Here is a 24415-nt window from a genome sequence, read left to right as displayed (position 1 = left end):
TAATGCCAGGACAAACAGGATCGAACAAAAAAAGGAAGGGAGCAGGGAAGGGGAGGATGCGCTACGTGAATTCTGACCTGGTACACCCCTGTAACCCTGTCAGTTTTCACGCAGCGCAATGTGGTTGCCGACTACTGCCCAGTTGAGATGACGGCCGGCATCCTGATGCTGACTTAATATACGGATAATAATAATTTCAGTATCAGTCTGCAGAAAATAAAGCATATGTCATTCAACGGGTAGTGCCAATATGTATTCCCCCAGTTCAGGACGGGGAGTACCGATATTATGAGCACTCCAAAACAAAAAAAAAGCGGAGAGCTGATTAATATATCTGTCGGCCCTCTCCTCACCGAAAATGGTGGTAGCCGTAATACCAGATATCCTCAAGATCCTGACTGGCTTTAGGTGTGAGTTTAACGTTTTTCACCGGCAGGCTTTGTGCCTGCTTTAACTTTTTTCAGGAACGTGTCCTTTTCCCACACCACAGGCTCGCCGCTGCTCAGGCCTTCTGCCAGTAAATTCCGCAGGGTCTGGAGACGTGATTCTGCCTGTTTCTCGCGAAGGAGACGAAGTGACTCGCGGATCACCTCACTCTGCGTACGATAATCACCTGATTCAATGAGATATTCTATGAAGTCACGGAGTTCGTGTCCGAGATCCACTGTTATTGTTCTGGCGATATACAAGCCTCACGATTGTAAGTTTAAATCTTACAATCAGTTTGAATGATACTCAAAGGTGCGTCCAGTACTGAATATTTGGGATAAATGGAGGAATGTCAGGATGTAAGTAACAGAAAAGAGGACGGCTCCTGCTGTCATCCGTCCATCTTCAAAGTAAAGTTTCTTAGTGTGTGTGGGAATAATCCTTGTTTCTGGCAAAAAATGTTATAAACCAAAAGATAATATAATTAAGAACACTCAATATCTTCCTCATCATCGCGTTCATAGCGATTTCCAGTAATTATTCTTATATCTAGAGCTGAATGGAGCATCTTATGAATTTTCATCAGACTGGCACGTTTGATTTCATTTTTTGTTGTTGGTGTACTGTCTCTGAATGCCCATTTGTAAGGTGTCAGGCTACTAATCTTGAAACCTACAATTCCAACTGTATAAAGACAAAGCATTATTTCATTAATGACATCCTGTTCTCTTGATTCTCCTTCTAAAAATTTGTTTGCTGTAATAGCACATGGATCAGTAGTATTTTGAATGGATAATTCACTTAATACCGCGTCTATAGTGTTTTTTGACATAGATGTTCTACTAAATTTATCAGGAAGATTTCTCAGTATTTCAATTGTTTCCTCAAAGGAAGGGTATATATCCCCCCATTCTTCTTTTAGAGATCTCAGGCGCTTTAAGGAATAGACTGCCTCCGCTTTATGAATTGAATCCCATGATATTCTTTCTCTGTTAAGTGCCACATTAAAACACTCATTCACGTATTGTAAAACGTCTCTTGGTCGAAATAATGTTCTTTCAATTATATATTCAATAGGGGTGATGCCTAAATGCCCCCCCTTTGCTTTTGGAAATATATCTTTAATAGTAACATCTTCTCGAGTATATTGTCTTTTGTATACCTCTCGCACTCGTTTTTGGACTAATTCGGTTAGTTGTTGAGAGGTCCATTTTATATCAAGTATATATGACTCATATTTTTCCTCCTGAAAACCAGAGCCTCTTGTAATATTAAATACTGATCGTAAAAGGTCCAGGCGTAAAGCAGCTATTATTTTGATATTTTTAATTTTACGAAACACCTTAATCTCTTCAATTAGCGCTCTTATAAATTTATATCTTGTATCATTTTCCGCCCAGTTATCATCCAGTTGATCAATAATGATGTAATAGTTTTTTTGTGGGTCATCAAAAGAATATTCAGCAAGCAATGAAAGTATTTCATTAAGTTTTTGAATCTGTAACCTACTGACAACCTCATTTGCTCGTTTCTTAACATCATGTATTTGTTCTTCGGTTAGTTTTTTTGCATATTCAGCACTAAGATTTACAGCACTGTATTCTGTGCCAATCGAAGCCTTAGTATCACGTTCCAGTTTGTATGTTATTTCCCTAAGATGGGTGTCAGTATCTATCCAAAATTTATCTCCCCACTCCCTAAAATACTCAAGGGCTTTTCGTTTTATCTCATCTTTTTTAGCCTGCTAAGCAAGTTTGAGAAAAAGCTATTCGTATCAGATTCACTCTTAATGTCATGGCGTATTTTTAATAATTCCATAATTAAAATATGTCGCCATAATACTTTATAAAACATATCAAGATTAACATTTAACTCTTCAAAAAATGAAATTATATCTGAATGCTCTAGAAAACCTATTGAAATATCATTAGGGTCAAGTTTTTTATATTTATGTGCTTTGTTTGCCACCATGTGCAACAAAGCACTTTTTCCTGCGCCTGTTCTTCCTATAACTATAGATGATGTATCAGATGGGTTTAATAGTTTAGAAAGATAACCACTATCAATAAAACAGTTTTCCAAGAGAAGTGTGTCTGATTCAGCGTCCAATTCGCCGATTTTAAAATTTTGCCTTATTATTATAGGGTTTATGCTCATAATTTCCTCAACGCTATTAATTGGTTTTATTATTACATTATAATTGATTTTTGATAATTGTATTTAAATTGATAGAAATTGCGATGGAGATCATAGAATAAAAGTATTGAGTGTTTCAATTTTTATTAATAGTTGCAACTATTAGGATAACTGCTTCTCGCTTGTTCTTTGTCGTCAATATTTTCAGCTCAATATCATCTCGAACGTTCATGCTTCAGTATGGCTTCTGCTATTCGTATTCAGAAACGTGCGTCTCTTCTTCAAGCGGCTCAAACCATTTTTCTTTAGCGACTTCATTGAACTTCTTACAAATGGTGTAAAGAGTTACGTTAGAAAGAGCATAGTTACGGGAAAACTGACGGGCAAAATTGGCACTCTTGGCCTATCGCTCAGCGCCTGGTTAATGCGCGCACCAGTGTTCCAGAGCTTCGACAGCAGCATTTTGTGCTAAGGAAGGTGCGAATAAGCAGGTCATTTCTTCCCAAGCTGACTCGCTGATTAAAATTTCGCGGATCTGGGCCGATTTTTTTCCCGCAAACACATCGAATCAGCCTATTTAGGCTATTTTTTCCACCATTTCTGGCGTTATTTCCGGTTTTTACTGAGATCTCTCCCACTGACGTATCATTTGGTCCACCCGAAACAGGTTGGCCAGGGTGAATAACATCGCCAGTTGGTTATCGTTTTTCAGCAGCCCCTTGTATCTGGCTTTCACGAAGCCGAACTGCCGCTTGATGATGCGAAACGGGTGCTCCACCTTGGCACGGATGCTGGCTTTCATGTATTCGATGTTGATGGCCGTTTTGTTCTTGCGCGGATGCTGCTTCAAGGTTTTTACCTTGCCGGGACGCTCGGCGATCAGCCAGTCCACATCCACCTCGGCCAGCTCCTCGCGCTGTGGCGCTCCTTGGTAGCCGGCATCGGCTGAGACAAATTGCTCCTCTCCATGAAGCAGATTACCCAGCTGATTGAGGTCATGCTCGTTGGCCGCGGTGGTGACTAGGCTGTGGGTCAGGCCACTCTTGGCATCGACACCAATGTGGGCCTTCATGCCAAAGTGCCACTGATTGCCTTTCTTGGTCTGATGCATCTCCGGATCGCGTTGCTGCTCTTTGTTCTTGGTAGAGCTGGGTGCCTCAATGATGGTGGCATCCACCAAAGTGCCTTGGGTCATCATGACGCCTGCTTCGGCCAGCCAGCGATTGATGGTCTTGAACAATTGACGGGCCAGTTGATGCTGCTCGAGCAGGTGGCGGAAATTCATGATGGTGGTGCGATCCGGCAGGGCGCTATCCAGGGATAATCGGGCAAACAGGCGCATGGAGGCGATTTCGTACAGGGCATCTTCCATGGCACCGTCGCTCAGGTTGTACCAATGCTGCATGCAGTGAATACGCAGCATGGTCTCCAGCGGATAGGGCCGTCGGCCATTGCCCGCCTTGGGATAAAACGGCTCGATGACAGCGGTCATATTCTGCCATGGCAGAATCTGCTCCATGCGGGAGAGGAAAATCTCTTTTCGGGTCTGACGGCGCTTAGTGCTGAATTCACTATCGGCGAAGGTGAGTTGATGGCTCATGATGTCCCTCTGGGATGCGCTCCGGATGAATATGATGATCTCATATCAGGAACTTGTTCGCACCTTCCCTCAGACAATCCCGGCTAATGTCAGTTACAACGAGTATCAGTTTGTCATTGTGCAGGCGCGCTCTGACGGTTTCGTCGAAAAAGTGTATCCCCTGACGATTGGCGATCATGTGAAGAAAGGCACTCCGCTTATCGATATCACCATTCCTGAATGGGTTGAGGCACAAAGTGAGTTCCTGCTGCTATCCGGTACAGGCGGTACGCCAACCCAGATAAAAGGGGTTCTGGAGCGACTTCGTCTGGCTGGTATGCCGGAAGAGGATATTCAAAGACTGCGTTCAACCCGCACAATCCAGACCCGTTTTACCATTAAAGCACCTATTGATGGTGTCATTACTGCATTTGACCTGCGCACCGGCATGAATATTTCGAAAGATAAGGTGGTGGCTCAGATTCAGGGGATGGACCCGGTCTGGATCAGCGCTGCAGTGCCGGAATCTATCGCCTATCTGCTGAAAGATACGTCGCAGTTTGAAATTTCGGTACCGGCTTATCCGGATAAAACATTCCATGTCGAAAAATGGAACATTCTTCCCAGCGTGGATCAGACAACCCGTACGCTTCAGGTCCGTCTCCAGGTTTCTAATAAGGATGAGTTTCTCAAGCCGGGCATGAATGCCTATCTGAAACTCAATACCAAGAGCCAGGAGATGCTGCTGATACCAAGCCAGGCCGTTATCGATACCGGCAAAGAACAGCGCGTGATTACTGTTGATGATGAAGGCAAGTTTGTGCCGAAACAGATCCACGTTCTGCATGAATCACAACAACAGTCCGGCATCGGCTCCGGCCTGAATGAAGGCGATACCGTGGTGGTCAGTGGTCTGTTCCTCATTGACTCCGAAGCCAATATTACGGGCGCGCTGGAACGTATGCGCCATCCTGAAAAAACAGAAAGCAGTATGCCAGCAATGTCTGACCAGCCTGTAAATATGCATTCAGGGCACTGAGGAGACGACGATGATTGAATGGATTATCCGGCGCTCTGTCGCCAACCGTTTCCTGGTCATGATGGGGGCCCTGTTTCTCAGCATCTGGGGTACATGGACGATTATTAACACGCCGGTCGATGCCTTGCCTGACCTGTCAGATGTGCAGGTCATTATTAAAACCAGCTATCCCGGCCAGGCCCCGCAGATTGTAGAAAACCAGGTCACCTATCCACTTACCACCACCATGCTCTCCGTACCTGGCGCAAAAACTGTGCGTGGTTTTTCACAGTTCGGTGATTCGTATGTATATGTCATTTTTGAAGACGGCACCGATCTGTACTGGGCCCGTTCCCGCGTGCTGGAATATCTGAATCAGGTTCAGGGAAAACTGCCCGCCGGGGTGAGTTCTGAAATCGGTCCGGATGCCACGGGTGTGGGCTGGATTTTTGAATATGCCCTTGTCGATCGCAGCGGAAAACACGACCTTTCAGAACTGCGTTCTCTGCAGGACTGGTTCCTGAAATTTGAGCTGAAAACCATCCCGAACGTGGCTGAGGTCGCTTCGGTTGGCGGCGTGGTGAAACAGTACCAGATTCAGGTCAATCCGGTAAAACTGTCCCAGTACGGTATCAGCCTGCCCGAAGTAAAACAGGCCCTTGAATCGTCTAACCAGGAGGCCGGTGGCTCATCCGTTGAAATGGCCGAAGCGGAGTATATGGTCCGTGCCAGCGGTTATCTTCAGAGCATCGACGATTTTAATAACATCGTCCTGAAAACAGGCGAGAACGGCGTGCCGGTTTATCTGCGGGATGTTGCCCGCGTGCAGACCGGGCCCGAAATGCGGCGTGGTATTGCCGAGCTGAACGGCCAGGGAGAAGTTGCAGGCGGCGTGGTGATCCTGCGATCGGGTAAAAATGCGCGCGACGTTATCACGGCAGTGAGGGATAAACTTGAGACGCTGAAGGCCAGCCTGCCTGAAGGCGTTGAAATCGTGACCACCTACGATCGCAGCCAGTTAATCGACCGGGCGATTGATAACCTCAGTTCCAAACTTCTGGAAGAGTTTATCGTGGTGGCCATCGTCTGTGCCCTGTTCCTGTGGCACGTACGTTCTGCCCTGGTGGCGATTATCTCTCTGCCGCTTGGTCTGTGTATCGCCTTTATCGTCATGCACTTCCAGGGACTGAACGCCAATATCATGTCGCTGGGAGGGATAGCGATTGCCGTCGGTGCGATGGTGGATGCCGCCATTGTGATGATTGAGAATGCGCATAAGCGGCTTGAGGAGTGGGATCATCAGCATCCGGGTGAGCAGATTGACAACGCCACCCGCTGGAAGGTGATTACCGATGCCTCCGTTGAAGTGGGACCCGCACTGTTTATCAGCCTGCTGATCATCACCCTGTCCTTTATTCCTATCTTTACCCTGGAAGGTCAGGAAGGACGTCTGTTTGGCCCGCTGGCATTCACGAAAACGTACTCCATGGCGGGCGCGGCCGCGCTGGCCATCATCGTCATTCCGATTCTGATGGGATTCTGGATCCGGGGGAAAATTCCTGCAGAGACCAGTAACCCCCTGAACCGGGTACTGATCAAAGCGTATCATCCATTGCTGTTGCGGGTTCTCCACTGGCCAAAAACAACCCTGCTGGTTGCGGCCTTGTCCATTTTCACCGTTATCTGGCCACTGAGCCAGGTGGGCGGTGAGTTTCTGCCGAAGATTAACGAGGGCGACCTGTTGTATATGCCGTCGACCCTGCCGGGTGTCTCTCCGGCTGAAGCTGCAGCGCTCCTGCAGACGACGGACAAGTTAATCAAAAGCGTTCCTGAAGTGGCCTCTGTATTTGGCAAGACCGGTAAAGCAGAGACCGCCACGGATTCCGCACCGCTCGAAATGGTTGAAACCACGATCCAGCTCAAACCTGAGGATCAGTGGCGTCCAGGCATGACGATTGACAAGATTATTGAAGAACTCGACAGGACCGTCCGTTTACCGGGGCTGGCAAACCTCTGGGTGCCGCCAATCCGTAACCGTATTGATATGCTCTCAACCGGGATCAAAAGCCCGATAGGTATCAAGGTGTCCGGAACGGTTCTGTCCGATATCGATGCAACGGCGCAGAGTATCGAAGCGGTCGCCAAAACCGTACCCGGCGTAGTGTCTGCTCTCGCAGAGCGACTGGAAGGCGGGCGCTACATTGATGTGGATATCAACCGGGAAAAAGCCTCCCGCTACGGAATGACGGTGGGCGATGTGCAGCTGTTCATCTCATCAGCCATCGGCGGCGCGACGGTAGGGGAAACGGTTGAAGGCGTGGCCCGGTACCCGATTAATATCCGCTATCCGCAGGATTACCGGAACAGCCCGCAGGCCCTGAAACAGATGCCGATCCTGACCCCGATGAAGCAGCAGATCACGCTGGGCGATGTTGCGGATATTAAGGTCGTTTCCGGGCCGACTATGCTGAAAACGGAAAATGCCCGTCCAGCCAGCTGGATTTACATTGACGCGCGCGGCAGGGATATGGTGTCGGTGGTTAATGACATTAAAACGGCGATCAGTCAGAAAGTGAAACTGAGACCGGGTACCAGCGTGTCATTCTCCGGACAGTTTGAACTGCTTGAGCATGCCAACAAGAAACTGAAGCTGATGGTGCCGATGACGGTGATGATCATCTTCATCCTGTTGTATCTGGCATTCCGCCGGGTTGATGAAGCCCTGCTGATCCTGATGAGCCTGCCGTTCGCCCTGGTTGGCGGGATATGGTTCCTGTACTGGCAGGGCTTCCATATGTCTGTCGCAACCGGAACGGGGTTTATCGCTCTGGCCGGGGTGGCAGCAGAGTTTGGCGTGGTCATGCTGATGTATCTGCGTCATGCCATTGAAGTGCACCCGGAATTGTCCCGTAAAGAGACGTTCACACCGGAAGGTCTTGATGAAGCCCTCTATCATGGTGCCGTGCTGCGTGTCCGGCCGAAAGCCATGACCGTGGCGGTGATCATTGCGGGTCTGCTGCCAATACTCTGGGGAACCGGTGCAGGTTCAGAAGTCATGAGCCGTATCGCGGCACCCATGATTGGTGGGATGATCACGGCTCCGCTGCTGTCCCTGTTCATAATTCCTGCCGCCTACAAATTAATCTGGCTGCGCAGACATAAAAAAAGCGTGTCATAACCCTGTAAGGGCATCCTCTGTGGGTGCCCTTCTGTACTGATTCATCCTGACGTCAGGGGTTATATCGATAATATACAGAGGTGAGTATGAAAAAAGTGGTCCTGGTGGCCCTGGCTCTCGGCCTTTCACTGCCCGCAATGGCGAGTGAAAAAGTGATTGATATGTACAAATCTGAAAACTGTGGCTGTTGTTCCCTGTGGGGCAAGGCGATGGAAAAAGACGGGTTTGAAGTACGAACTCACGTCATGAATGATCAGGCGCTGTCAGCCCTGAAAGAAAAGCATGCTATTCCTGCAGGACTACGAAGTTGTCATACCGCGGTTGCCGGTAATTTGATCATTGAAGGCCATGTGCCTGCGACAACGATACATAAGGCAATGCAGTCTGGTTCGGGTATATACGGTCTCGCCACCCCCGGTATGCCAGCAGGAAGTCCTGGAATGGAGATGGGAGCCCGAAAAGAGGCTTACGATGTTATCGCATTCTCACCGGATGGAAGTAAAAAAGTCTTCCAGCGAATCGAATAGTCAGCGGAACGGCTGATAACGGGACGCCGGTAGCAGGCACTCCTGTGCCGGCGATATTCGTGGTAATCGCATCCATGACATACCCTGAAGACAGAAGATGCTTCGGTATGCATAAGGAGAGTTACTGTGAAAAATGACAATGCAGTGCAACACAACAACCAGACTGCTTCTGAGCAGACATTATCCCCGGACGAGGGCCACGTATTGCATAAGGTGAGAGATCCCGTGTGCGGGATGGCCATCCTGCCCGACAGGGCGCACAGCAGCATTCGATACCAGGACCATCAACTTTATTTCTGCTCCGCCAGCTGTGAGAGTAAATTTAAAGCCCATCCCGATCGTTATCTTACCGAAGATGCCAGTGAACATTCCCATCACCATCACCACGATCATCACGAAGTCAGCCCTGATCAGATAAAACAGCCTCACCACCAGGCGGAAAAAGAGAATTCTGAAGGTGTGTGGACATGTCCGATGCACCCGGAGATACGCCGCAGTGGTCCCGGAAGCTGTCCTGTCTGTGGAATGGCACTGGAGCCGCTCGTAGCTACGGCATCCACGGGGCCGAGTGATGAACTTCACGACATGACAAGACGCTTCTGGCTGGGGTTGTTGCTGGCGTTTCCGGTTCTGGTACTCGAAATGGGATCTCATCTGTTTCCCGACTTGAGGAATACAGTACCGCCACAGTACAACACATGGCTGCAGCTGCTTCTGGCCTCCCCTGTCGTGTTGTGGTGTGGCTGGCCATTCTTCGCCCGGGCCGTAATGTCGTTACGTAACCGCTCCCTGAATATGTTTACCCTTGTTGCAATGGGGACCGGCGTAGCCTGGGTTTACAGCGTCATTGCAACCGTCTTCCCCTCCTGGTTTCCTGCATCGTTCAGAAACATGGATGGCCTGGTGGCCGTTTATTTTGAAGCCGCAGCAGTTATTACGGTGCTTGTTCTGCTGGGACAGGTCCTTGAATTGCGGGCAAGGGAACAAACCTCAGGTGCCATTACTGCGCTTCTTAACCTTGCCCCCAAAACCGCCAGGCGGCTGGATCAAGACGGTCATGAAACGGATATTAATGCGGAAGATGTCCTGCCTGGCGATAAGCTCCGCATCAGACCTGGAGAGAGTATTCCGGTCGACGGTATCGTGGTCGAAGGCAAAACAACCGTTGATGAATCGATGGTGACCGGGGAATCTATGCCTGTTACCAAAACGGAGGGTGACCCTGTCATCGGGGGGACCATTAATCAGACAGGTAGTCTTATCATCCGTGCAGAGAAAGTCGGTGATGAAACGATGCTCTCACGAATTGTTCAGATGGTCGCTGATGCACAGCGTTCGCGGGCCCCCATCCAGAGAATGGCTGACAGCGTTTCAGGCTGGTTTGTTCCTCTGGTGATACTTATCGCGGTTGTTGCTTTCATGATCTGGTCTGTCTGGGGGCCCGAGCCCAGGATGGCGCACGGTCTCATTGCGGCTGTGTCGGTCCTGATTATTGCCTGTCCCTGCGCGCTGGGGCTGGCCACGCCGATGTCGATAATGGTGGGGGTGGGCAAAGGAGCCCAGGCCGGGGTGTTAATCAGGAATGCCGAAGCCCTTGAGCGTCTTGAAAAAGTGGACACGCTGGTTGTCGACAAAACAGGCACGCTCACGGAAGGTTCGCCGACGGTGACAGGGATTATCAGTCTCAATCCGGGTGGGGAAACATCTCTTTTGCGTGTAACGGCCGCAGTGGAAAAAGGCTCGCAGCATCCGCTGGGTATGGCAGTAGTTAAAGCAGCACAGGAAAAGGGGATCGCAATACCCGCAGTCACTCATTTCAATGCGCCGTCGGGTAAAGGTGTCTCAGGCGATGTCGAAGGTCAACGGGTTGTTATTGGTAATGAACTGGCTATGCAGGAAAACAGTATCGTTATTGATAATCAAAAGGCCGTTGCGGATACGTTGCGGATGGAAGGCGCTACCGTTATCTATGTGGCCACAGACGGGCACCTTGCAGGCCTGATAGCTATCTCGGATCCCGTGAAAGCAACCACGCCGGATGCGCTTAAAGCTTTGCGTCAGGCGGGGATCCGCATCGTTATGCTCACCGGGGATAACCAGCTTACCGCTGAAGCAGTCGCACGGAAACTGGGAATAGATGAGGTTGAAGCCGGGATTCTGCCGGATGGCAAAAAAGCAGTGATAACCCGACTGAAAGCGTCTGGCCATGTGGTTGCGATGGCCGGAGACGGTGTGAATGATGCCCCGGCGCTGGCAGCGGCTGACGTGGGTATAGCCATGGGAACGGGTACAGATGTGGCAATTGAAAGTGCCGGAGTCACCCTTCTCAAAGGCGACCTGATGATACTGAACAGGGCCCGTCATCTGTCAGAAATCACCATGAAAAATATCCGACAGAATCTGTTTTTTGCATTTATCTACAACGCACTTGGCGTGCCTGTGGCTGCAGGTCTGCTTTATCCTGTGTATGGAATACTGCTGTCGCCAGTTATTGCGGCGGCGGCCATGGCTCTTTCCTCCGTCAGCGTCATTGTGAATGCGTTGCGTCTGAAAAGTGTCAGGCTCGGGAAATAACACTGAGTGAAGGGGCTGTTACGAACAGAAGGAGTCCGGTATGAAAAGTACCACCTATGCGCTTATTGCTGTCGCCGCGATCGCGGCATTTGCCCTCCTGCGCGAACACTGGTCACATGTGGCAGGTTACTGGCCATATCTGTTATTGCTGGTCTGCCCGCTAATGCATCTTTTCCACGGCCACGGAGGGCATGGAGATCGGCACTGTTGCAAATAGTCGGTGGTGATAAACTTATCATCCCCTTTTGCTGATGGAGCTGCACATGAACCCATTCAAAGGCCGGCATTTTCAGCGTGACATCATTCTGTGGGCCGTACGCTGGTACTGCAAATACGGCATCAGTTACCGTGAGCTGCAGGAGATGCTGGCTGAACGCGGAGTGAATGTCGATCACTCCACGATTTACCGCTGGGTTCAGCGTTATGCGCCTGAAATGGAAAAACGGCTGCGCTGGTACTGGCGTAACCCTTCCGATCTTTGCCCGTGGCACATGGATGAAACCTACGTGAAGGTCAATGGCCGCTGGGCGTATCTGTACCGGGCCGTCGACAGCCGGGGCCGCACTGTCGATTTTTATCTCTCCTCCCGTCGTAACAGCAAAGCTGCATACCGGTTTCTGGGTAAAATCCTCAACAACGTGAAGAAGTGGCAGATCCCACGATTCATCAACACGGATAAAGCGCCCGCCTATGGTCGCGCGCTTGCTCTGCTCAAACGCGAAGGCCGGTGCCCGTCTGACGTTGAACACCGACAGATTAAGTACCGGAACAACGTGATTGAATGCGATCATGGCAAACTGAAACGGATAATCAACGCCACGCTGGGATTTAAATCCATGAAGACGGCTTACGCCACCATCAAAGGTATTGAGGTGATGCGTGCACTACGCAAAGGCCAGGCCTCAGCATTTTATTATGGTGATCCCCTGGGCGAAATGCGCCTGGTAAGCAGAGTTTTTGAAATGTAAGGCCTTTGAATAAGACAAAAGGCTGCCTCATCGCTAACTTTGCAACAGTGCCATTTATACTGCCGCAGCCTTGGACAGTTCGTGGTTTACGTAACCGGTATTGTTCCCACGTTTCGAGCTTTCCAGAACGACCTTCAACCCTCACCATCGGCCCTGCCAATGACAAGTTTGCCCACAAGGCAGTCTCGGAGATTCTTTTCGACCCATCAGCAACTTATGCCTAAGTCACCGGCGGCTTGCCTGCCACACATTGAACATTACAGACCAATTAGCACTTTGTCACCGGGGAAAGATGTAAAGATTATGTATAAATAGATTGGCTTAGAAGTGACATTTCAACTTTGGAGAAACAGGTGACATTTTAAACTTGCTTTAACAAAATTTTGGGACTGACCGAAACAAAAAGGCCAGCCCCGGAGGGCTGGCTATTCAGTACAGGGCAATGACAGGTTTCTTGATGCCGCAGGCGTGAGCGTAGCGGGTCAGTGTGTCGATGCTGGCTTTGGTGATGTTGTTTTCCAGGCGAGAAATAACCGGAGGTGTAACCCCCATGCGTTCAGCAACCTGCGCTTTTGTCAGGTTGTCATGCTTGCGCCATTCAGCAAGCAGCTCCCTGAGCTTTTCCTTACGTTCTTCTTCCTGCCATGCAGCGCGATATTCATCGTCCTGCATCCACTCGTTATGCAGTTCTTTATGGCTTACCAGTTTCATTAAGTACCTCCGCTAACCGCTTTTTGGCGAGATCGATTTCTTTCGCTGGCGTTTTCTGTGACTTCTTGATGAAAACACGGAGCATGATGATGGTATTGCCTTTGTGGTATACCCAGATTCCCCTGGCTATGTCCGTCCCCATCGTGCGGATCTCAAAAAGTCCATCGCCCAGGGGCTTCGTGTCCGGCTCCCGCAGTAATCGGGCGTCATACTCCAGTTTGCCGATGAGACGGTCAAACTTCACCCTGATTTTTACGGGTAATGCTGTGGCTTCTTCCCTGGCTTCCGGGTGATAAACAACGCTAAACATGTGACCTCCCATTTCTATTAATATTAACCTATAGGCTAATTTCAGACAAGGTAGAATTAACCTATAAGCTAATTTTGTTGGCAGTTATCGTGGCTACCCGGTCACTACCCTGTTAGCGTGAGTTTTCGTTCCACTGAGGAACGGGGATTTATGCGCGTTAGCGCATGTAAGGCGGCAGGATGAAATGACAGGTAGCACCGAGGGTTAGCCGCCGATACCAGTGAGGGATCGAAAGGGATCGCCTATCCATCCCTTCACCCTGCAAAGCCATATTCCGCTAAAAGCGGCTCAGAGGCTTTTGTGCGCGGTCGGAGTGGTCACAACAAGGCGAAGCCGCAGTTGGGGCGTATCTCCGCGTTAGCGGGTCGTAAGAGCCGCTTACGAGCGTGTAAGCTAATTCTTCAGCGATATTTGCTGACGTATCCGGCGTGGCCGGATTTGTCCAATCCCTCGATGGCTAACAGCTCGCCTGTTAGCCATCGAGGGATTCCGTTCTGAATGCCCCGCGCTTTAGCGTGGGGAGCTACTTTTGAGGCGCTCGCGCCGATGCTGTTCGGTTATCCACTTTTTAAAGGGGATAACAGTAATGTCTTTTATTTTTTGGTTTATCTTTTAATACGTAAGTAATTAAAAGATAAACCAAAAGAGTATTTGCGCCATCTCGTTTGCACTTCATTATCACTTACCCACAAGCTATACAGCAGTTGTGGTGGGTCTACGCCGGAACCGCCGAAAAATCCGTCATTCCTGTAGGCGGGATGGGTTGGATTTCGAAAATTATTGTACGTTAAGGCTGTTTTTTGTACTGAGGTTTATTGCAGACGTGCAGAATCCCCGCCAGCTAAGGCGGTAGTAGGCGGGGATCAGGCAAAGGTTAGGGAGTAGTATTCCTGTTTGCGCTGGCGAGCCACTTCACGCTTCGCTTTCATCCTGGCTAACCCGGCAGCGGCCTTACGCGTCCAGTTCTCAACCTTGATAGCGATTAACCGGACATCCCCGGAGGATATGATTTCTTCCGGGTTGGCCTTAAGCAGCCTGGCGCGTTCCCGGTAAACCTGTTTTAGCGGGATGCCGAGAATGGCGAAGAAATCCTCTGTAACCTCAATGTGCTTGCAGGCGCAACGGGCGTCATAAGGGTTGAAAGGGGCTTTTTCCGAGATGATGGCATTAAGCCAGGAGAGGCGATCACATCCCCGGCTGGCACGAGAAATCGACTTGTGACCCGCATCACTGCGCGTCGCCAGCCCGGCGCGTTCGGCCAACGTTTCAAGGTTATGTATGGTTTGCCAGTCTCTTAGGGGTCAGTTTGGATATAGAGAATTATTGTACGGCAAGCCTGTTTTTTGAACAGGCTTGCCTATAGCAATAGGGTGTACCCTTATGCGATACCATTTTTGTTAAAAATTCCGCATCAAATAATTTATGAGGGAAACTATATGGCAAGGAGGCAGATTCTTTCTCTGTCGGAAAGAGAATCATTACTGGCATTGCCAGATGATGAGTTAACGCTGACCCGAATGGCCTATTTCAGTGAGCATGATCTGGCACTTATCAGTGCTCACCGTAAACCTGCCAGCCGTTTTGGTTTTGCCGTCCTTCTTTGCTACCTGAAAAATGTCGGCTTTGCTCCGGATAAAAAAATCCCACCCTCTGATGCGCTGCTGAAGCATATCGCCAGCAGGCTAAAGCTTACCGGGGATCTCTGGCCTGCTTACCTTTCCGGCAGGGATACGACCCGGCGTGAGCATTTAACCGAACTGTACCGCTATCTTGGCGTAAAGGCGTTCACCGGCAAAATACAGCAGGACGGTATTACGCACCTGTTGTCGATGGCGACGCGCACCGATAAAGGTATTCTCCTGGCCGAAGAGTTACTGGTCTGGCTCCGGCAGAACAACGTGATAATTCCCGCGATTGATGTCGTGGAGCGGACCTGTGCGGAGGCCATGGCTGGCGGAGATAAAATCGTATTTCAGACCCTGAATGCCCCGTTAACTCCGGCGCACCGGGATGCCCTGGATCGTTTACTTGAGTCATCAGATAATCAGCCTTCCAGGCTGACATGGCTTCTGCAACCGCCGGGTAAAATCAATGGTAAGAACGTACTGCAACATCTTGATCGGCTCAGCAGCATTGAATCGCTGGCATTACCTGAAGGTATAGATCGTACCATTCACCAGAACCGGTTGCTGAAACTGGCGCGGGAAGGCCGAAAGATGAGTAGCCGGGATTTGACCCGATTTTCAGCAGCCCGCCGTCATGCGATCCTGGTCTGCGTGCTGGAAGAAGCCAGAGCCACACTGACAGACGAAGTGATTGAGCTGCATGAACGAATGCTGAACAGCCTTTTCAACAAAGCCAAAAGAACACAGGCTGAGCGCCTTCAGCAGACCGGAAAGCTGATCCAGTCCAAACTGAGGCAGTACATCGATGTTGGTCAGGCGCTGTCTGATGCCCGCGACTCCGGTGGCGATCCATGGCTCGCAATAGAAAACATACTCCCGTGGCCTGAATTTGTCGCCAGTCTGGAGGAAACACGCCATCTCGCCAGAAAAAATAATTTTGACCCGCTGCATATTATTACTGAGAAATACAGCACATTACGGAAATATGCCCCGCGCATGTTGTCCGCTTTACAGTTAGTCGCAACCCCGGCAGCACAACCTCTGGCTGATGCGCTGGTTGTGATCAAGGATATGTACCGGAAGCAGTCACGTAAAGTTCCGGCGACTGCGCCGCTTGAGTTTGTCCCTGAAAGCTGGCGCAAGGTGGTGATTACACCTGCGGGTATTGACCGGCAGTATTATGAATTTTGTGCGCTCAGCGAGCTTAAGGGAGCGTTGCGCTCCGGGGACATCTGGGTTAAAGGCTCACGCCGCTACAAAAATTTTGATGATTACCTCATTCCCGAAAAGGACTTTGACAAACTCACACCGGCGCTGCCACTGCCCGTATCTGCTGATTATCATGAGTACATTGCCAGCCGTATGACTCTGCTTCAGTCCAGACTTGAAGAGGTCAATGCCATGGCTGCCCTTGGTGGGGTCGTCTCAGAAAACGGAATCTATGGTCACTCCCGTTTTTGCAACACCGATTTTGACGACAAGTTGGCTTGCTTGAATCTATCCGGCGTCTGAATGGGATTTTATTCCCGCGCCTCGATGAGTTCCGCGCCTGATGAACCTCCAGAAAATATACGGCTTCAATGAGCCTTTCCGTTTTACAGGTTCCTCAACAGGCCGGTGGGCCGTTAGTATCATCAATATCAGTATTCGCAAAACCAGATGAATGATTGTTTAAACTGGTGTATTTCTGCCTTTATGCTTCGTAAGTTTGCTGTCGCGCCGTCAGTGCCCAGGCTATTCTGGCCAGCTTGTTTGCCAGAGCACAGGTGACGACAAAGTTGCTTTTCCGACACAACAACTCCCTGACCCAGTCGGCCAACTTGCCAGACTGGTGTTCCAGTTTTTGTATGAATACCCTGGCACACTGAACCAACAAAGTTCGGATCTTTTTGTTGCCCCGCTTGCTAATCCCTAACAATGTCGTCCGACCTCCCGTGCTGTACTGTCGGGGTACCAGCCCTGTTGCCGCCGCAAAGTCACGGCTGCTGGCGTACTGCTTCCCGTCGCCAATCTCAGTTGAAATAGTACTGGCAGTCAGCGTTCCAACGCAGGGAATACTCAGCAAGCGCTGTCCAACCTCATCTTCGTCCAACTTTCGTTTCAACTGAGATTCCAGATCTTTAATCTGCTCAACAAGATAGTGATAATGCTGTTGTAATTTCAGCAGTAACTGGCTGAGATAAAGAGGCAAACTACTGTCCTCAAGAAGGGTACTCAGTCGACTAATAACGGCAGCACCTCGCGGAACGCTGATACCAAATTCCAGCAGAAAAGCATGCATCTGATTAGTTGTTTTCACCTTATCCTGAACCAGGGATTCACGGACACGATGCAGAGCTCGCATTGCCTGCTGAGATTCGGTTCTGGGCTGCACGAAACGCATAGATGGACGTGATGCTGCTTCACAGATAGCTTCAGCATCAACGAAGTCATTTTTGTTGCTTTTAACGAATGGGCGGACAAATTGCGGTGATATCAGCTTTGGAAAATGCCCTAACTCTGCCAGCTTGCGTGCCATAAAGTGAGAACCGCCACAGGCTTCCATCGCGATGGTTGTTGCCGGGCATGTCGCCAGAAATTCGATTAGCTTTGGTCGGGTGAATTTTTTACGGTAAACGGCCTTCCCACGATGATCCTGACAATGAATATGGAAAGAGTTCTTACCCAGATCGATACCAATAAGCGCAATGTTTTCCATGATGGTTCTCCGAATGAAAGCCTGTCCTCAGCATAGTACTGGGAAGGAGGGAGTGACCATCTCATTAAAAATCGTACGCTAAGACCGGTTTGGCTAGCCGGGTAGTAGGAGTCCCATTAGTCACGCCTGCCGGGCTGCGGCTTGGTCTGGTTGAGAACTCGGTTCTTTGTGGCGATGATCCACGAAGTTGCACCCATCGACGCTGTGCTCACAGGCAACAATCTCCAGTTGCAGCGTCGTATGGAAGATGCTGAATCGGTCAGCCAGCAACAACTTGAGGGTTTTGAGCAACTCGTCGGGCCCTATTTCCGGCGCATACACGATATGAGCGGTCATGCTGACCTTGCCGCTCGTGAGCGCCCATACGTGCAAGTCATGCAGCCCTGTCACGCCTGGCACGGCCTGAACAGATGCCATCAAGGCTCCCATGTCAATGCCGTCTGGGACTCCCTCCAGCAAGACATTCAGGCTTTCCTTGAGTAGCAGCCAAGTTCGTGGCAGCACCCAAAGCCCAATTGCCACGGCGACGACCGCATCTACCCACACCCAGCCGGTGAATCGGATGACCAGCGCAGCTCCGATCACGCCGATGGAGCCAAGCATGTCGCTCCAGACCTCCAGATAAGCGCCTTTGACGTTGAGGCTCTTGTCCTTGCCGCCCTGAAGCATACGCATGCTGATGAGGTTGACGATCAGACCCAGCACTGCTACCACCAGCATCCCGCTGGACTGAACCTGCGCTGGCTCGCGCAAACGCTGCCAGCCCTCATACAGGATGTAGCCAGCGACGCCGAAGAGCAACAGGGCGTTGAATGCGGCCGCAAGGATTTCGAAGCGGTAGTAGCCATAGGTGCGCTTGGCATCGGCTGGCCGTCTCGCCACCCGTACAGCCGCCAAGGCGATGGCCAGCGCCGCTGCATCCGTGAACATGTGCGCCGCATCTGAGAGCAGGGCCAGGCTGTTGAAAACAATGCCTGCGGCGACTTCGGCCAGCAGGAAGCTTCCGGTCAGCGCCAGGGCGATCCAGAGCGATTTTTCATTGCGCTCGCTGGGTAGGGCATGGGAGTGATTGGTGCTCATCTTCGTCCTTCTTCTGAGTTCATTTTTGTTCAGCGTGACCGGAAGCCGGCACCCAGCGATACAACGTCGGGATTGAGACCCCGAGGTTCTTGGCCACGTCCTTGGGAGCGATCCCGCTGGCGAGCAGTTTCTTGGCCGATTCAATCTTGCTTTTGGTCATCTTCGGTTTGCGTCCTCCCTTGCGGCCTGACAGCCGGGCGACCGCCAATCCTGCACGGGTCCGCTCCACCGTCAGCTCGCGCTCCATTTCGGCGAGGCTGGCCATGACGTGAAAGAAGAACCGTCCCGACGGCGTGCCGGTGTCGATGGCGTCGGTGAGACTCTTGAACTGGATGCTCTGCTTGTGCAACTCGCTGACCAGATCGACCAATTGCTTGACGCTACGGCCCAGGCGATCCAGCTTCCAGACGACCAGCGTGTCTCCCTTGCGTAGCATTTCAAGCGCCTTGGCCAAGCCGGGGCGCTCGGCTCTCGTGCCGCTTAATTTGTCCTCAAAGAGCTTTTGGCACCCGGCCTGGGTCAAGGCCTCTCGCTGTAGCTCCAGGTTCTGATCCTGCGTCGAGACGCGCGCATAGCCGACGAGCATGGCACGGTCAGACCGCTGCCTTGCCGCACTGAGCGCAAAACTTCGTACCCGGTTGCAGTGTGGTTCCGCATTGCGCGCAAGCCGAAGGAACCAACGAAGTCCCGCACTGCTGGCAGAAGCGAGCGCCTGGCGCGTTAGATGCCTTGCAGTTGGGGCAAGCAAGGCCGCCATTACCCCACCCGCCCGCTGGCGGCCCGCCGCTTCCGTACCCACCGCCACCACCGTGATGCCCACCACCGTGATGCCCACCACCGCTGTAACCGCCACCGTGGTGGCCACCGAAAAGTCTGTCAAAAATACCCATGAGTCTTTCTCCTTTCGTAAACACGTCAAAGCCACTTGGGGCAGCGGTTGGCTACATCACTATTTCTCGAAACGCGTTGATATGATAAGAATTCAAGAATAAAGTTTCAAGAACTGTTTTCGAGAATCGCAACGCATTGATTTGCTGTACCGCGCCAGAGGGTTGAGCGGGATTGTCGCAAACCTACGTTTTTGAGAAGAAGGAGACTGCATGCCCCGCCGTTCAATCCTCTCCGCCGCAGAGCGCGACAGTCTCTTGGCGTTGCCCGATACCCAAGACGAACTCATCCGGCTCTACACGTTCAGCGAACCCGACCTGTCACTAATCCGCCAGCGGCGCGGTGACGCCAACCGCCTGGGTGTCGCGGTGCAATTATGCTTATTGCGCTTTCCCGGTCAGGGCCTGCTGCCCGACGCTGCGGTGCCGATGCCCCTGCTGCAATGGATCGGACGGCAACTGCGCATCGATCCATCGTGCTGGCCACAGTATGCAGAGAGGGAAGAAACCCGGCGCGAGCATCTGCTTGAGCTGCGTGCATATTTGGGCATGGAGCCGTTCGGCCTGGCGCACTATCGGCAGGCTGTCCATGCCGCGACCGAGTTGGCCTTGCAAACCGACAAGGGCATCATGCTGGCCAACAGTGTTCTCGACGACCTGCGGCACCGACACGTCATCTTGCCGACGCTGGATGTTGTCGAGCGCGTCTGTGCCGAGGCGATCACCCGCGCCAACCGGCAAATCTACGAAACCTTGTCCGAACCGCTATCGGACGCGCATCGTCGCCGCCTTGACGATCTGCTCAAACGCCGGGACAACGGCAAAACGACCTGGCTGGCCTGGCTGCGCCAGTCACCCGTCAAGCCCAATTCGCGGCACATGCTCGAACACATCGAACGCCTCAAGGCATGGCAGGCGCTCGACCTGCCTTCCGGCGTCGAGCGGTCGGTGCACCAGAATCGCCTGCTCAAGATCGCCCGCGAGGGTGGCCAGATGACACCCGCCGACCTGGCCAAGTTCGAGGCGCAGCGGCGCTACGCCACCCTGGTCGCGCTCGCCATCGAGGGCATGGCCACGGTCACCGACGAAATCATCGACTTGCACGACCGCATCCTGGGCAAGCTGTTCAACGCCGCCAAGAACAAGCATCAGCAGCAGTTTCAGGCATCCGGCAAGGCGATCAACGCCAAGGTGCGGCTGTTCGGGCGCATCGGCCAGGCGCTGATCGAGGCCAAGCAAGCGGGCCGCGATCCGTTCGCCGCCATCGAGGGCGTACTATCCTGGGATGCTTTCGCCGAAAATGTCACCGAAGCGCAGAAGCTCGCGCAGCCCGAGGACTTCGATTTCCTGCACCGCATCGGCGAGAGCTACGCCACGTTACGCCGGTACGCGCCGGAATTCCTCGCCGTGCTCAAGCTGCGGGCTGCGCCCGCTGCCAAGGATGTGCTGGACGCCATCGAGGTGCTGCGCGGCATGAACAGCGACAACGCACGCAAGGTGCCTGCCGATGCGCCGACCGACTTCATCAAGCCGCGCTGGCAGAAGCTGGTGATGACCGATGCCGGCATCGACCGGCGCTACTACGAGTTGTGCGCACTGTCGGAACTGAAGAACGCGCTGCGCTCCGGCGACATCTGGGTGCAAGGCTCACGCCAGTTCAAGGATTTCGAGGACTACCTGGTACCGCCTGTGAAATTCGCCAGCCTCAAGCTGGCCAGCGAACTGCCGCTGGCTGTGGTCACCAACTGCGACCAGTACCTGCATGACCGGCTGACGCTGCTAGAAACACAGCTTGCGACCGTCAACCGCATGGCGGCGGCCAACGACCTGCCGGACGCCATCATCACCGAGTCTGGCCTGAAGATCACGCCTCTGGATGCGGCGGTGCCTGACACCGCGCAGGCGCTGATCGACCAGACCGCGATGATCCTGCCGCACATCAAGATCACCGAACTGCTTATGGAAGTGGATGAATGGACGGGCTTCACCCGCCACTTTACGCACCTGAAATCGGGCGACCTGGCCAAGGACAAGAACCTGCTGCTGACCACCATACTGGCCGACGCGATCAATCTCGGCCTGACCAAGATGGCCGAGTCCTGTCCCGGCACAACGTATGCCAAGCTCGCCTGGCTACAAGCCTGGCATACCCGCGATGAAACCTATTCGACGGCGCTGGCCGAATTGGTGAACGCGCAGTTCCGGCATCCCTTCGCCGAGCATTGGGGTGACGGCACCACGTCATCGTCGGACGGCCAGAACTTCCGCACCGGCAGCAAGGCCGAGAGCACCGGGCACATCAACCCGAAATATGGCAGCAGCCCAGGGCGGACGTTTTACACGCACATCTCCGACCAGTACGCGCCGTTCCACACCAAGGTCGTGAACGTCGGCGTGCGCGACTCGACCTACGTGCTCGACGGCCTGCTGTACCACGAGTCCGACCTGCGCATCGAGGAGCACTACACCGACACGGCGGGCTTCACCGATCATGTCTTTGCCCTCATGCATCTGCTGGGCTTCCGCTTCGCGCCGCGCATCCGCGCCCTGGGCGACACCAAGCTGTTCATCCCTAAGGGTGAAGCCAGTTACGACGCACTCAGACCGACGATTAGCAGCGACAAGTTGAACATCAAGGCTATTCGTGCCCATTGGGATGAAATCCTGCGCCTGGCTACCTCGATCAAACAGGGCACGGTGACGGCCTCGCTGATGTTGCGCAAGCTCGGCAGCTACCCGCGCCAGAACGGCCTGGCCGTTGCGCTGCGCGAGCTGGGGCGCATCGAGCGCACGCTGTTCATCTTGGACTGGCTGCAAAGCGTGGAACTACGCCGTCGTGTGCATGCCGGATTGAACAAGGGCGAAGCCCGCAATGCGCTGGCCAGGGCGGTGTTCTTCAACCGGCTGGGCGAAATCCGCGACCGCAGTTTCGAGCAGCAGCGCTACCGGGCCAGTGGCCTCAACCTGGTGACGGCGGCCATCGTGCTGTGGAACACGGTCTACCTGGAGCGCGCCGCGAATGCTTTGCGCGGCCACGGCCATGGTGTCGATGAAGGGCTGTTGCAGTACCTGTCGCCGCTGGGTTGGGAGCATATCAACCTGACCGGCGATTACCTCTGGCGCAGTAGCTCCAAAGTAGGCGTGGGGAAATTCCGACCGCTACGTCCGCTCTCTGGGTCTTAGCGTACGATTTTTAATGAGATGGTCACTCCCTCCTTCCCAGTACTATGCTGAGGACAGGCTTTCATTCGGAGAACCATCATGGAAAACATTGCGCTTATTGGTATCGATCTGGGTAAGAACTCTTTCCATATTCATTGTCAGGATCATCGTGGGAAGGCCGTTTACCGTAAAAAATTCACCCGACCAAAGCTAATCGAATTTCTGGCGACATGCCCGGCAACAACCATCGCGATGGAAGCCTGTGGCGGTTCTCACTTTATGGCACGCAAGCTGGCAGAGTTAGGGCATTTTCCAAAGCTGATATCACCGCAATTTGTCCGCCCATTCGTTAAAAGCAACAAAAATGACTTCGTTGATGCTGAAGCTATCTGTGAAGCAGCATCACGTCCATCTATGCGTTTCGTGCAGCCCAGAACCGAATCTCAGCAGGCAATGCGAGCTCTGCATCGTGTCCGTGAATCCCTGGTTCAGGATAAGGTGAAAACAACTAATCAGATGCATGCTTTTCTGCTGGAATTTGGTATCAGCGTTCCGCGAGGTGCTGCCGTTATTAGTCGACTGAGTACCCTTCTTGAGGACAGTAGTTTGCCTCTTTATCTCAGCCAGTTACTGCTGAAATTACAACAGCATTATCACTATCTTGTTGAGCAGATTAAAGATCTGGAATCTCAGTTGAAACGAAAGTTGGACGAAGATGAGGTTGGACAGCGCTTGCTGAGTATTCCCTGCGTTGGAACGCTGACTGCCAGTACTATTTCAACTGAGATTGGCGACGGGAAGCAGTACGCCAGCAGCCGTGACTTTGCGGCGGCAACAGGGCTGGTACCCCGACAGTACAGCACGGGAGGTCGGACGACATTGTTAGGGATTAGCAAGCGGGGCAACAAAAAGATCCGAACTTTGTTGGTTCAGTGTGCCAGGGTATTCATACAAAAACTGGAACACCAGTCTGGCAAGTTGGCCGACTGGGTCAGGGAGTTGTTGTGTCGGAAAAGCAACTTTGTCGTCACCTGTGCTCTGGCAAACAAGCTGGCCAGAATAGCCTGGGCACTGACGGCGCGACAGCAAACTTACGAAGCATAAAGGCAGAAATACACCAGTTTAAACAATCATTCATCTGGTTTTGCGAATACTGATATTGATGATACTAACGGCCCACCGGCCTGTTGAGGAACCTGTAAAACGGAAAGGCTCATTGAAGCCGTATATTTTCTGGAGGTTCATCAGGCGCGGAACTCATCGAGGCGCGGGAATAAAATCCCATTCAGACGCCGGATAGATTCAAGCAAGCCAACTTGTCGTCAAAATCGGTGTTGCAAAAACGGGAGTGACCATAGATCCGTTTTCTGAGGTGACCCCAAGGTCGGCGACCTGTGCCAGGAACTTGGCGTCACGCGGCAGACCCTGTATCGGCATGTTTCACCCAAGGGTGAGCTACGTCCAGATGGCGAGAAGCTACTCAGCCGAATTTGATGCCGGCATGAGGCAACGTAGCGACAGCGTGGTTTGTCT

19 protein-coding genes and 4 pseudogenes are annotated in these 24415 nt (G+C 52.1%); 10 read left to right on the top strand and 13 right to left on the bottom strand.

Annotated features, from left to right (window positions below; genetic code table 11):
* Nucleotides 1–99: 99 nt before the first annotated feature.
* The 6 genes and pseudogenes from AB182_RS32850 to AB182_RS01750 form a co-directional block, all read right to left on the bottom strand.
* A pseudogene (locus AB182_RS32850) lies at nt 100–430 on the bottom strand (type II toxin-antitoxin system RelE/ParE family toxin).
* The gene (locus tag AB182_RS01760) at nt 417–689 is read right to left on the bottom strand and encodes a type II toxin-antitoxin system ParD family antitoxin (RefSeq protein WP_155075505.1); all 273 of its coding nucleotides are present in this window, start codon (nt 687–689) and stop codon (nt 417–419) included. Before AB182_RS01760 ends, AB182_RS32850 begins: the two are co-directional and overlap by 14 nt.
* Before the next feature lie 224 nt (nt 690–913).
* Nucleotides 914–2041, bottom strand: a complete 1128-nt coding sequence (locus tag AB182_RS32845) for a P-loop ATPase, Sll1717 family (RefSeq protein WP_370511968.1) — start codon at nt 2039–2041, stop codon at nt 914–916.
* A gap of 110 nt (nt 2042–2151) precedes the next feature.
* Nucleotides 2152–2586 carry a hypothetical protein gene (locus tag AB182_RS32840; protein WP_016236299.1) on the bottom strand — a complete coding sequence of 145 codons (435 nt, stop codon included), beginning with the start codon at nt 2584–2586 and terminating at the stop codon, nt 2152–2154.
* A gap of 389 nt (nt 2587–2975) precedes the next feature.
* Nucleotides 2976–3203, bottom strand: a complete 228-nt coding sequence (locus AB182_RS33255; protein ID WP_327078449.1) for a hypothetical protein — start codon at nt 3201–3203, stop codon at nt 2976–2978.
* Nucleotides 3185–4165 (bottom strand): IS5-like element ISKpn26 family transposase, encoded by a 981-nt coding sequence (locus AB182_RS01750; protein ID WP_000019441.1) that lies wholly within the window; start codon nt 4163–4165, stop codon nt 3185–3187. Before AB182_RS01750 ends, AB182_RS33255 begins: the two co-directional genes overlap by 19 nt.
* Before the next feature lie 67 nt (nt 4166–4232).
* Between AB182_RS01750 and silB the strand changes: the two are divergent.
* From silB to AB182_RS01725, 6 genes and pseudogenes are all read left to right on the top strand, one after another.
* Nucleotides 4233–5183, top strand: a pseudogene (gene silB / locus AB182_RS01745) (Cu(+)/Ag(+) efflux RND transporter periplasmic adaptor subunit SilB); the annotation flags it as partial.
* Nucleotides 5184–5193: 10 nt separating this feature from the next.
* Entirely contained in the window at nt 5194–8340 is a 3147-nt protein-coding gene (gene silA / locus AB182_RS01740) for a Cu(+)/Ag(+) efflux RND transporter permease subunit SilA (protein ID WP_009654305.1), read from the top strand.
* Nucleotides 8341–8426: 86 nt separating this feature from the next.
* Complete coding sequence (locus AB182_RS01735; RefSeq protein WP_009654300.1) at nt 8427–8867, top strand: DUF411 domain-containing protein; 441 nt, start codon at nt 8427–8429, stop codon at nt 8865–8867.
* A gap of 126 nt (nt 8868–8993) precedes the next feature.
* A complete protein-coding gene (gene silP, locus AB182_RS01730) occupies nt 8994–11441 on the top strand; it encodes an Ag(+)-translocating P-type ATPase SilP (protein WP_047368867.1) in 2448 nt (815 codons plus the stop codon).
* A 40-nt stretch (nt 11442–11481) separates the two neighbouring features.
* Nucleotides 11482–11658 (top strand): DUF2933 domain-containing protein, encoded by a 177-nt coding sequence (locus AB182_RS29955; protein ID WP_071845817.1) that lies wholly within the window; start codon nt 11482–11484, stop codon nt 11656–11658.
* Nucleotides 11659–11704: 46 nt separating this feature from the next.
* Nucleotides 11705–12409, top strand: a complete 705-nt coding sequence (locus AB182_RS01725) for an IS6-like element IS26 family transposase (protein ID WP_001067858.1) — start codon at nt 11705–11707, stop codon at nt 12407–12409.
* A gap of 429 nt (nt 12410–12838) precedes the next feature.
* On the opposite strand, the gene AB182_RS01720 is transcribed toward AB182_RS01725, so the two are convergent.
* The 3 genes from AB182_RS01720 to AB182_RS01710 form a co-directional block, all read right to left on the bottom strand.
* Nucleotides 12839–13120, bottom strand: coding sequence for a helix-turn-helix domain-containing protein (locus AB182_RS01720; protein ID WP_000780222.1), 282 nt, complete (start codon nt 13118–13120; stop codon nt 12839–12841).
* The gene (locus AB182_RS01715) at nt 13101–13430 is read right to left on the bottom strand and encodes a type II toxin-antitoxin system RelE/ParE family toxin (protein ID WP_000493286.1); all 330 of its coding nucleotides are present in this window, start codon (nt 13428–13430) and stop codon (nt 13101–13103) included. The genes AB182_RS01720 and AB182_RS01715 overlap by 20 nt, the downstream gene beginning before the upstream one ends.
* Nucleotides 13431–14293: 863 nt before the next feature.
* Complete coding sequence (locus tag AB182_RS01710) at nt 14294–14692, bottom strand: RepA family replication protein (RefSeq protein WP_001325170.1); 399 nt, start codon at nt 14690–14692, stop codon at nt 14294–14296.
* Between the two features lie 174 nt (nt 14693–14866).
* Between AB182_RS01710 and AB182_RS01705 the strand changes: the two are divergent.
* Nucleotides 14867–16495, top strand: a pseudogene (locus tag AB182_RS01705) (DUF4158 domain-containing protein); the annotation flags it as partial.
* Nucleotides 16496–16748: 253 nt separating this feature from the next.
* Here AB182_RS01705 and AB182_RS01700 read toward each other — a convergent pair.
* From AB182_RS01700 to AB182_RS29945, 4 genes are all read right to left on the bottom strand, one after another.
* Nucleotides 16749–17753 carry an IS110-like element IS5075 family transposase gene (locus AB182_RS01700; RefSeq protein WP_000427614.1) on the bottom strand — a complete coding sequence of 335 codons (1005 nt, stop codon included), beginning with the start codon at nt 17751–17753 and terminating at the stop codon, nt 16749–16751.
* A 120-nt stretch (nt 17754–17873) separates the two neighbouring features.
* Nucleotides 17874–18833, bottom strand: coding sequence for a cation diffusion facilitator family transporter (locus tag AB182_RS01695; RefSeq protein ID WP_023294863.1), 960 nt, complete (start codon nt 18831–18833; stop codon nt 17874–17876).
* Between the two features lie 19 nt (nt 18834–18852).
* Entirely contained in the window at nt 18853–19419 is a 567-nt protein-coding gene (locus tag AB182_RS01690; RefSeq protein WP_011638900.1) for a recombinase family protein, read from the bottom strand.
* Between the two features lie 7 nt (nt 19420–19426).
* Nucleotides 19427–19723, bottom strand: a complete 297-nt coding sequence (locus tag AB182_RS29945; RefSeq protein WP_025714488.1) for a double zinc ribbon domain-containing protein — start codon at nt 19721–19723, stop codon at nt 19427–19429.
* A 210-nt stretch (nt 19724–19933) separates the two neighbouring features.
* Between AB182_RS29945 and AB182_RS01680 the strand changes: the two genes are divergently transcribed.
* From AB182_RS01680 to AB182_RS33430, 3 genes and pseudogenes are all read left to right on the top strand, one after another.
* On the top strand, nt 19934–22903 hold the full coding sequence (locus tag AB182_RS01680; RefSeq protein ID WP_024945956.1) for a Tn3-like element TnShfr1 family transposase: 2970 nt from the start codon (nt 19934–19936) through the stop codon (nt 22901–22903).
* Nucleotides 22904–22981: 78 nt separating this feature from the next.
* Nucleotides 22982–23986 carry an IS110-like element IS5075 family transposase gene (locus AB182_RS01675; RefSeq protein WP_000427614.1) on the top strand — a complete coding sequence of 335 codons (1005 nt, stop codon included), beginning with the start codon at nt 22982–22984 and terminating at the stop codon, nt 23984–23986.
* A 270-nt stretch (nt 23987–24256) separates the two neighbouring features.
* Nucleotides 24257–24376: pseudogene (locus AB182_RS33430) on the top strand (recombinase family protein); the annotation flags it as partial.
* Between the last annotated feature and the right edge of the window lie 39 nt (nt 24377–24415).

The sequence above is a fragment of the Phytobacter ursingii genome (assembly GCF_001022135.1).
GTDB classification, from domain to species: Bacteria; Pseudomonadota; Gammaproteobacteria; order Enterobacterales; family Enterobacteriaceae; genus Phytobacter; species Phytobacter ursingii.
This window is presented reverse-complemented; position numbering and strand designations above follow the sequence as displayed.

What these genes read in the sequence shown, in the direction of transcription:
- AB182_RS32840 (WP_016236299.1), bottom strand. Translation starts at nt 2,586, where the DNA reads ATGAGCATAAACCCTATAATAATAAGGCAAAATTTTAAAATCGGCGAA.
- AB182_RS01750 (WP_000019441.1), bottom strand. Translation starts at nt 4,165, where the DNA reads ATGAGCCATCAACTCACCTTCGCCGATAGTGAATTCAGCACTAAGCGC.
- silA (WP_009654305.1), top strand. Translation starts at nt 5,194, where the DNA reads ATGATTGAATGGATTATCCGGCGCTCTGTCGCCAACCGTTTCCTGGTC.
- AB182_RS01735 (WP_009654300.1), top strand. Translation starts at nt 8,427, where the DNA reads ATGAAAAAAGTGGTCCTGGTGGCCCTGGCTCTCGGCCTTTCACTGCCC.
- AB182_RS29955 (WP_071845817.1), top strand. Translation starts at nt 11,482, where the DNA reads ATGAAAAGTACCACCTATGCGCTTATTGCTGTCGCCGCGATCGCGGCA.
- AB182_RS01725 (WP_001067858.1), top strand. Translation starts at nt 11,705, where the DNA reads ATGAACCCATTCAAAGGCCGGCATTTTCAGCGTGACATCATTCTGTGG.
- AB182_RS01720 (WP_000780222.1), bottom strand. Translation starts at nt 13,120, where the DNA reads ATGAAACTGGTAAGCCATAAAGAACTGCATAACGAGTGGATGCAGGAC.
- AB182_RS01715 (WP_000493286.1), bottom strand. Translation starts at nt 13,430, where the DNA reads ATGTTTAGCGTTGTTTATCACCCGGAAGCCAGGGAAGAAGCCACAGCA.
- AB182_RS01700 (WP_000427614.1), bottom strand. Translation starts at nt 17,753, where the DNA reads ATGGAAAACATTGCGCTTATTGGTATCGATCTGGGTAAGAACTCTTTC.
- AB182_RS01695 (WP_023294863.1), bottom strand. Translation starts at nt 18,833, where the DNA reads ATGAGCACCAATCACTCCCATGCCCTACCCAGCGAGCGCAATGAAAAA.
- AB182_RS01690 (WP_011638900.1), bottom strand. Translation starts at nt 19,419, where the DNA reads ATGCTCGTCGGCTATGCGCGCGTCTCGACGCAGGATCAGAACCTGGAG.
- AB182_RS29945 (WP_025714488.1), bottom strand. Translation starts at nt 19,723, where the DNA reads ATGGGTATTTTTGACAGACTTTTCGGTGGCCACCACGGTGGCGGTTAC.
- AB182_RS01680 (WP_024945956.1), top strand. Translation starts at nt 19,934, where the DNA reads ATGCCCCGCCGTTCAATCCTCTCCGCCGCAGAGCGCGACAGTCTCTTG.
- AB182_RS01675 (WP_000427614.1), top strand. Translation starts at nt 22,982, where the DNA reads ATGGAAAACATTGCGCTTATTGGTATCGATCTGGGTAAGAACTCTTTC.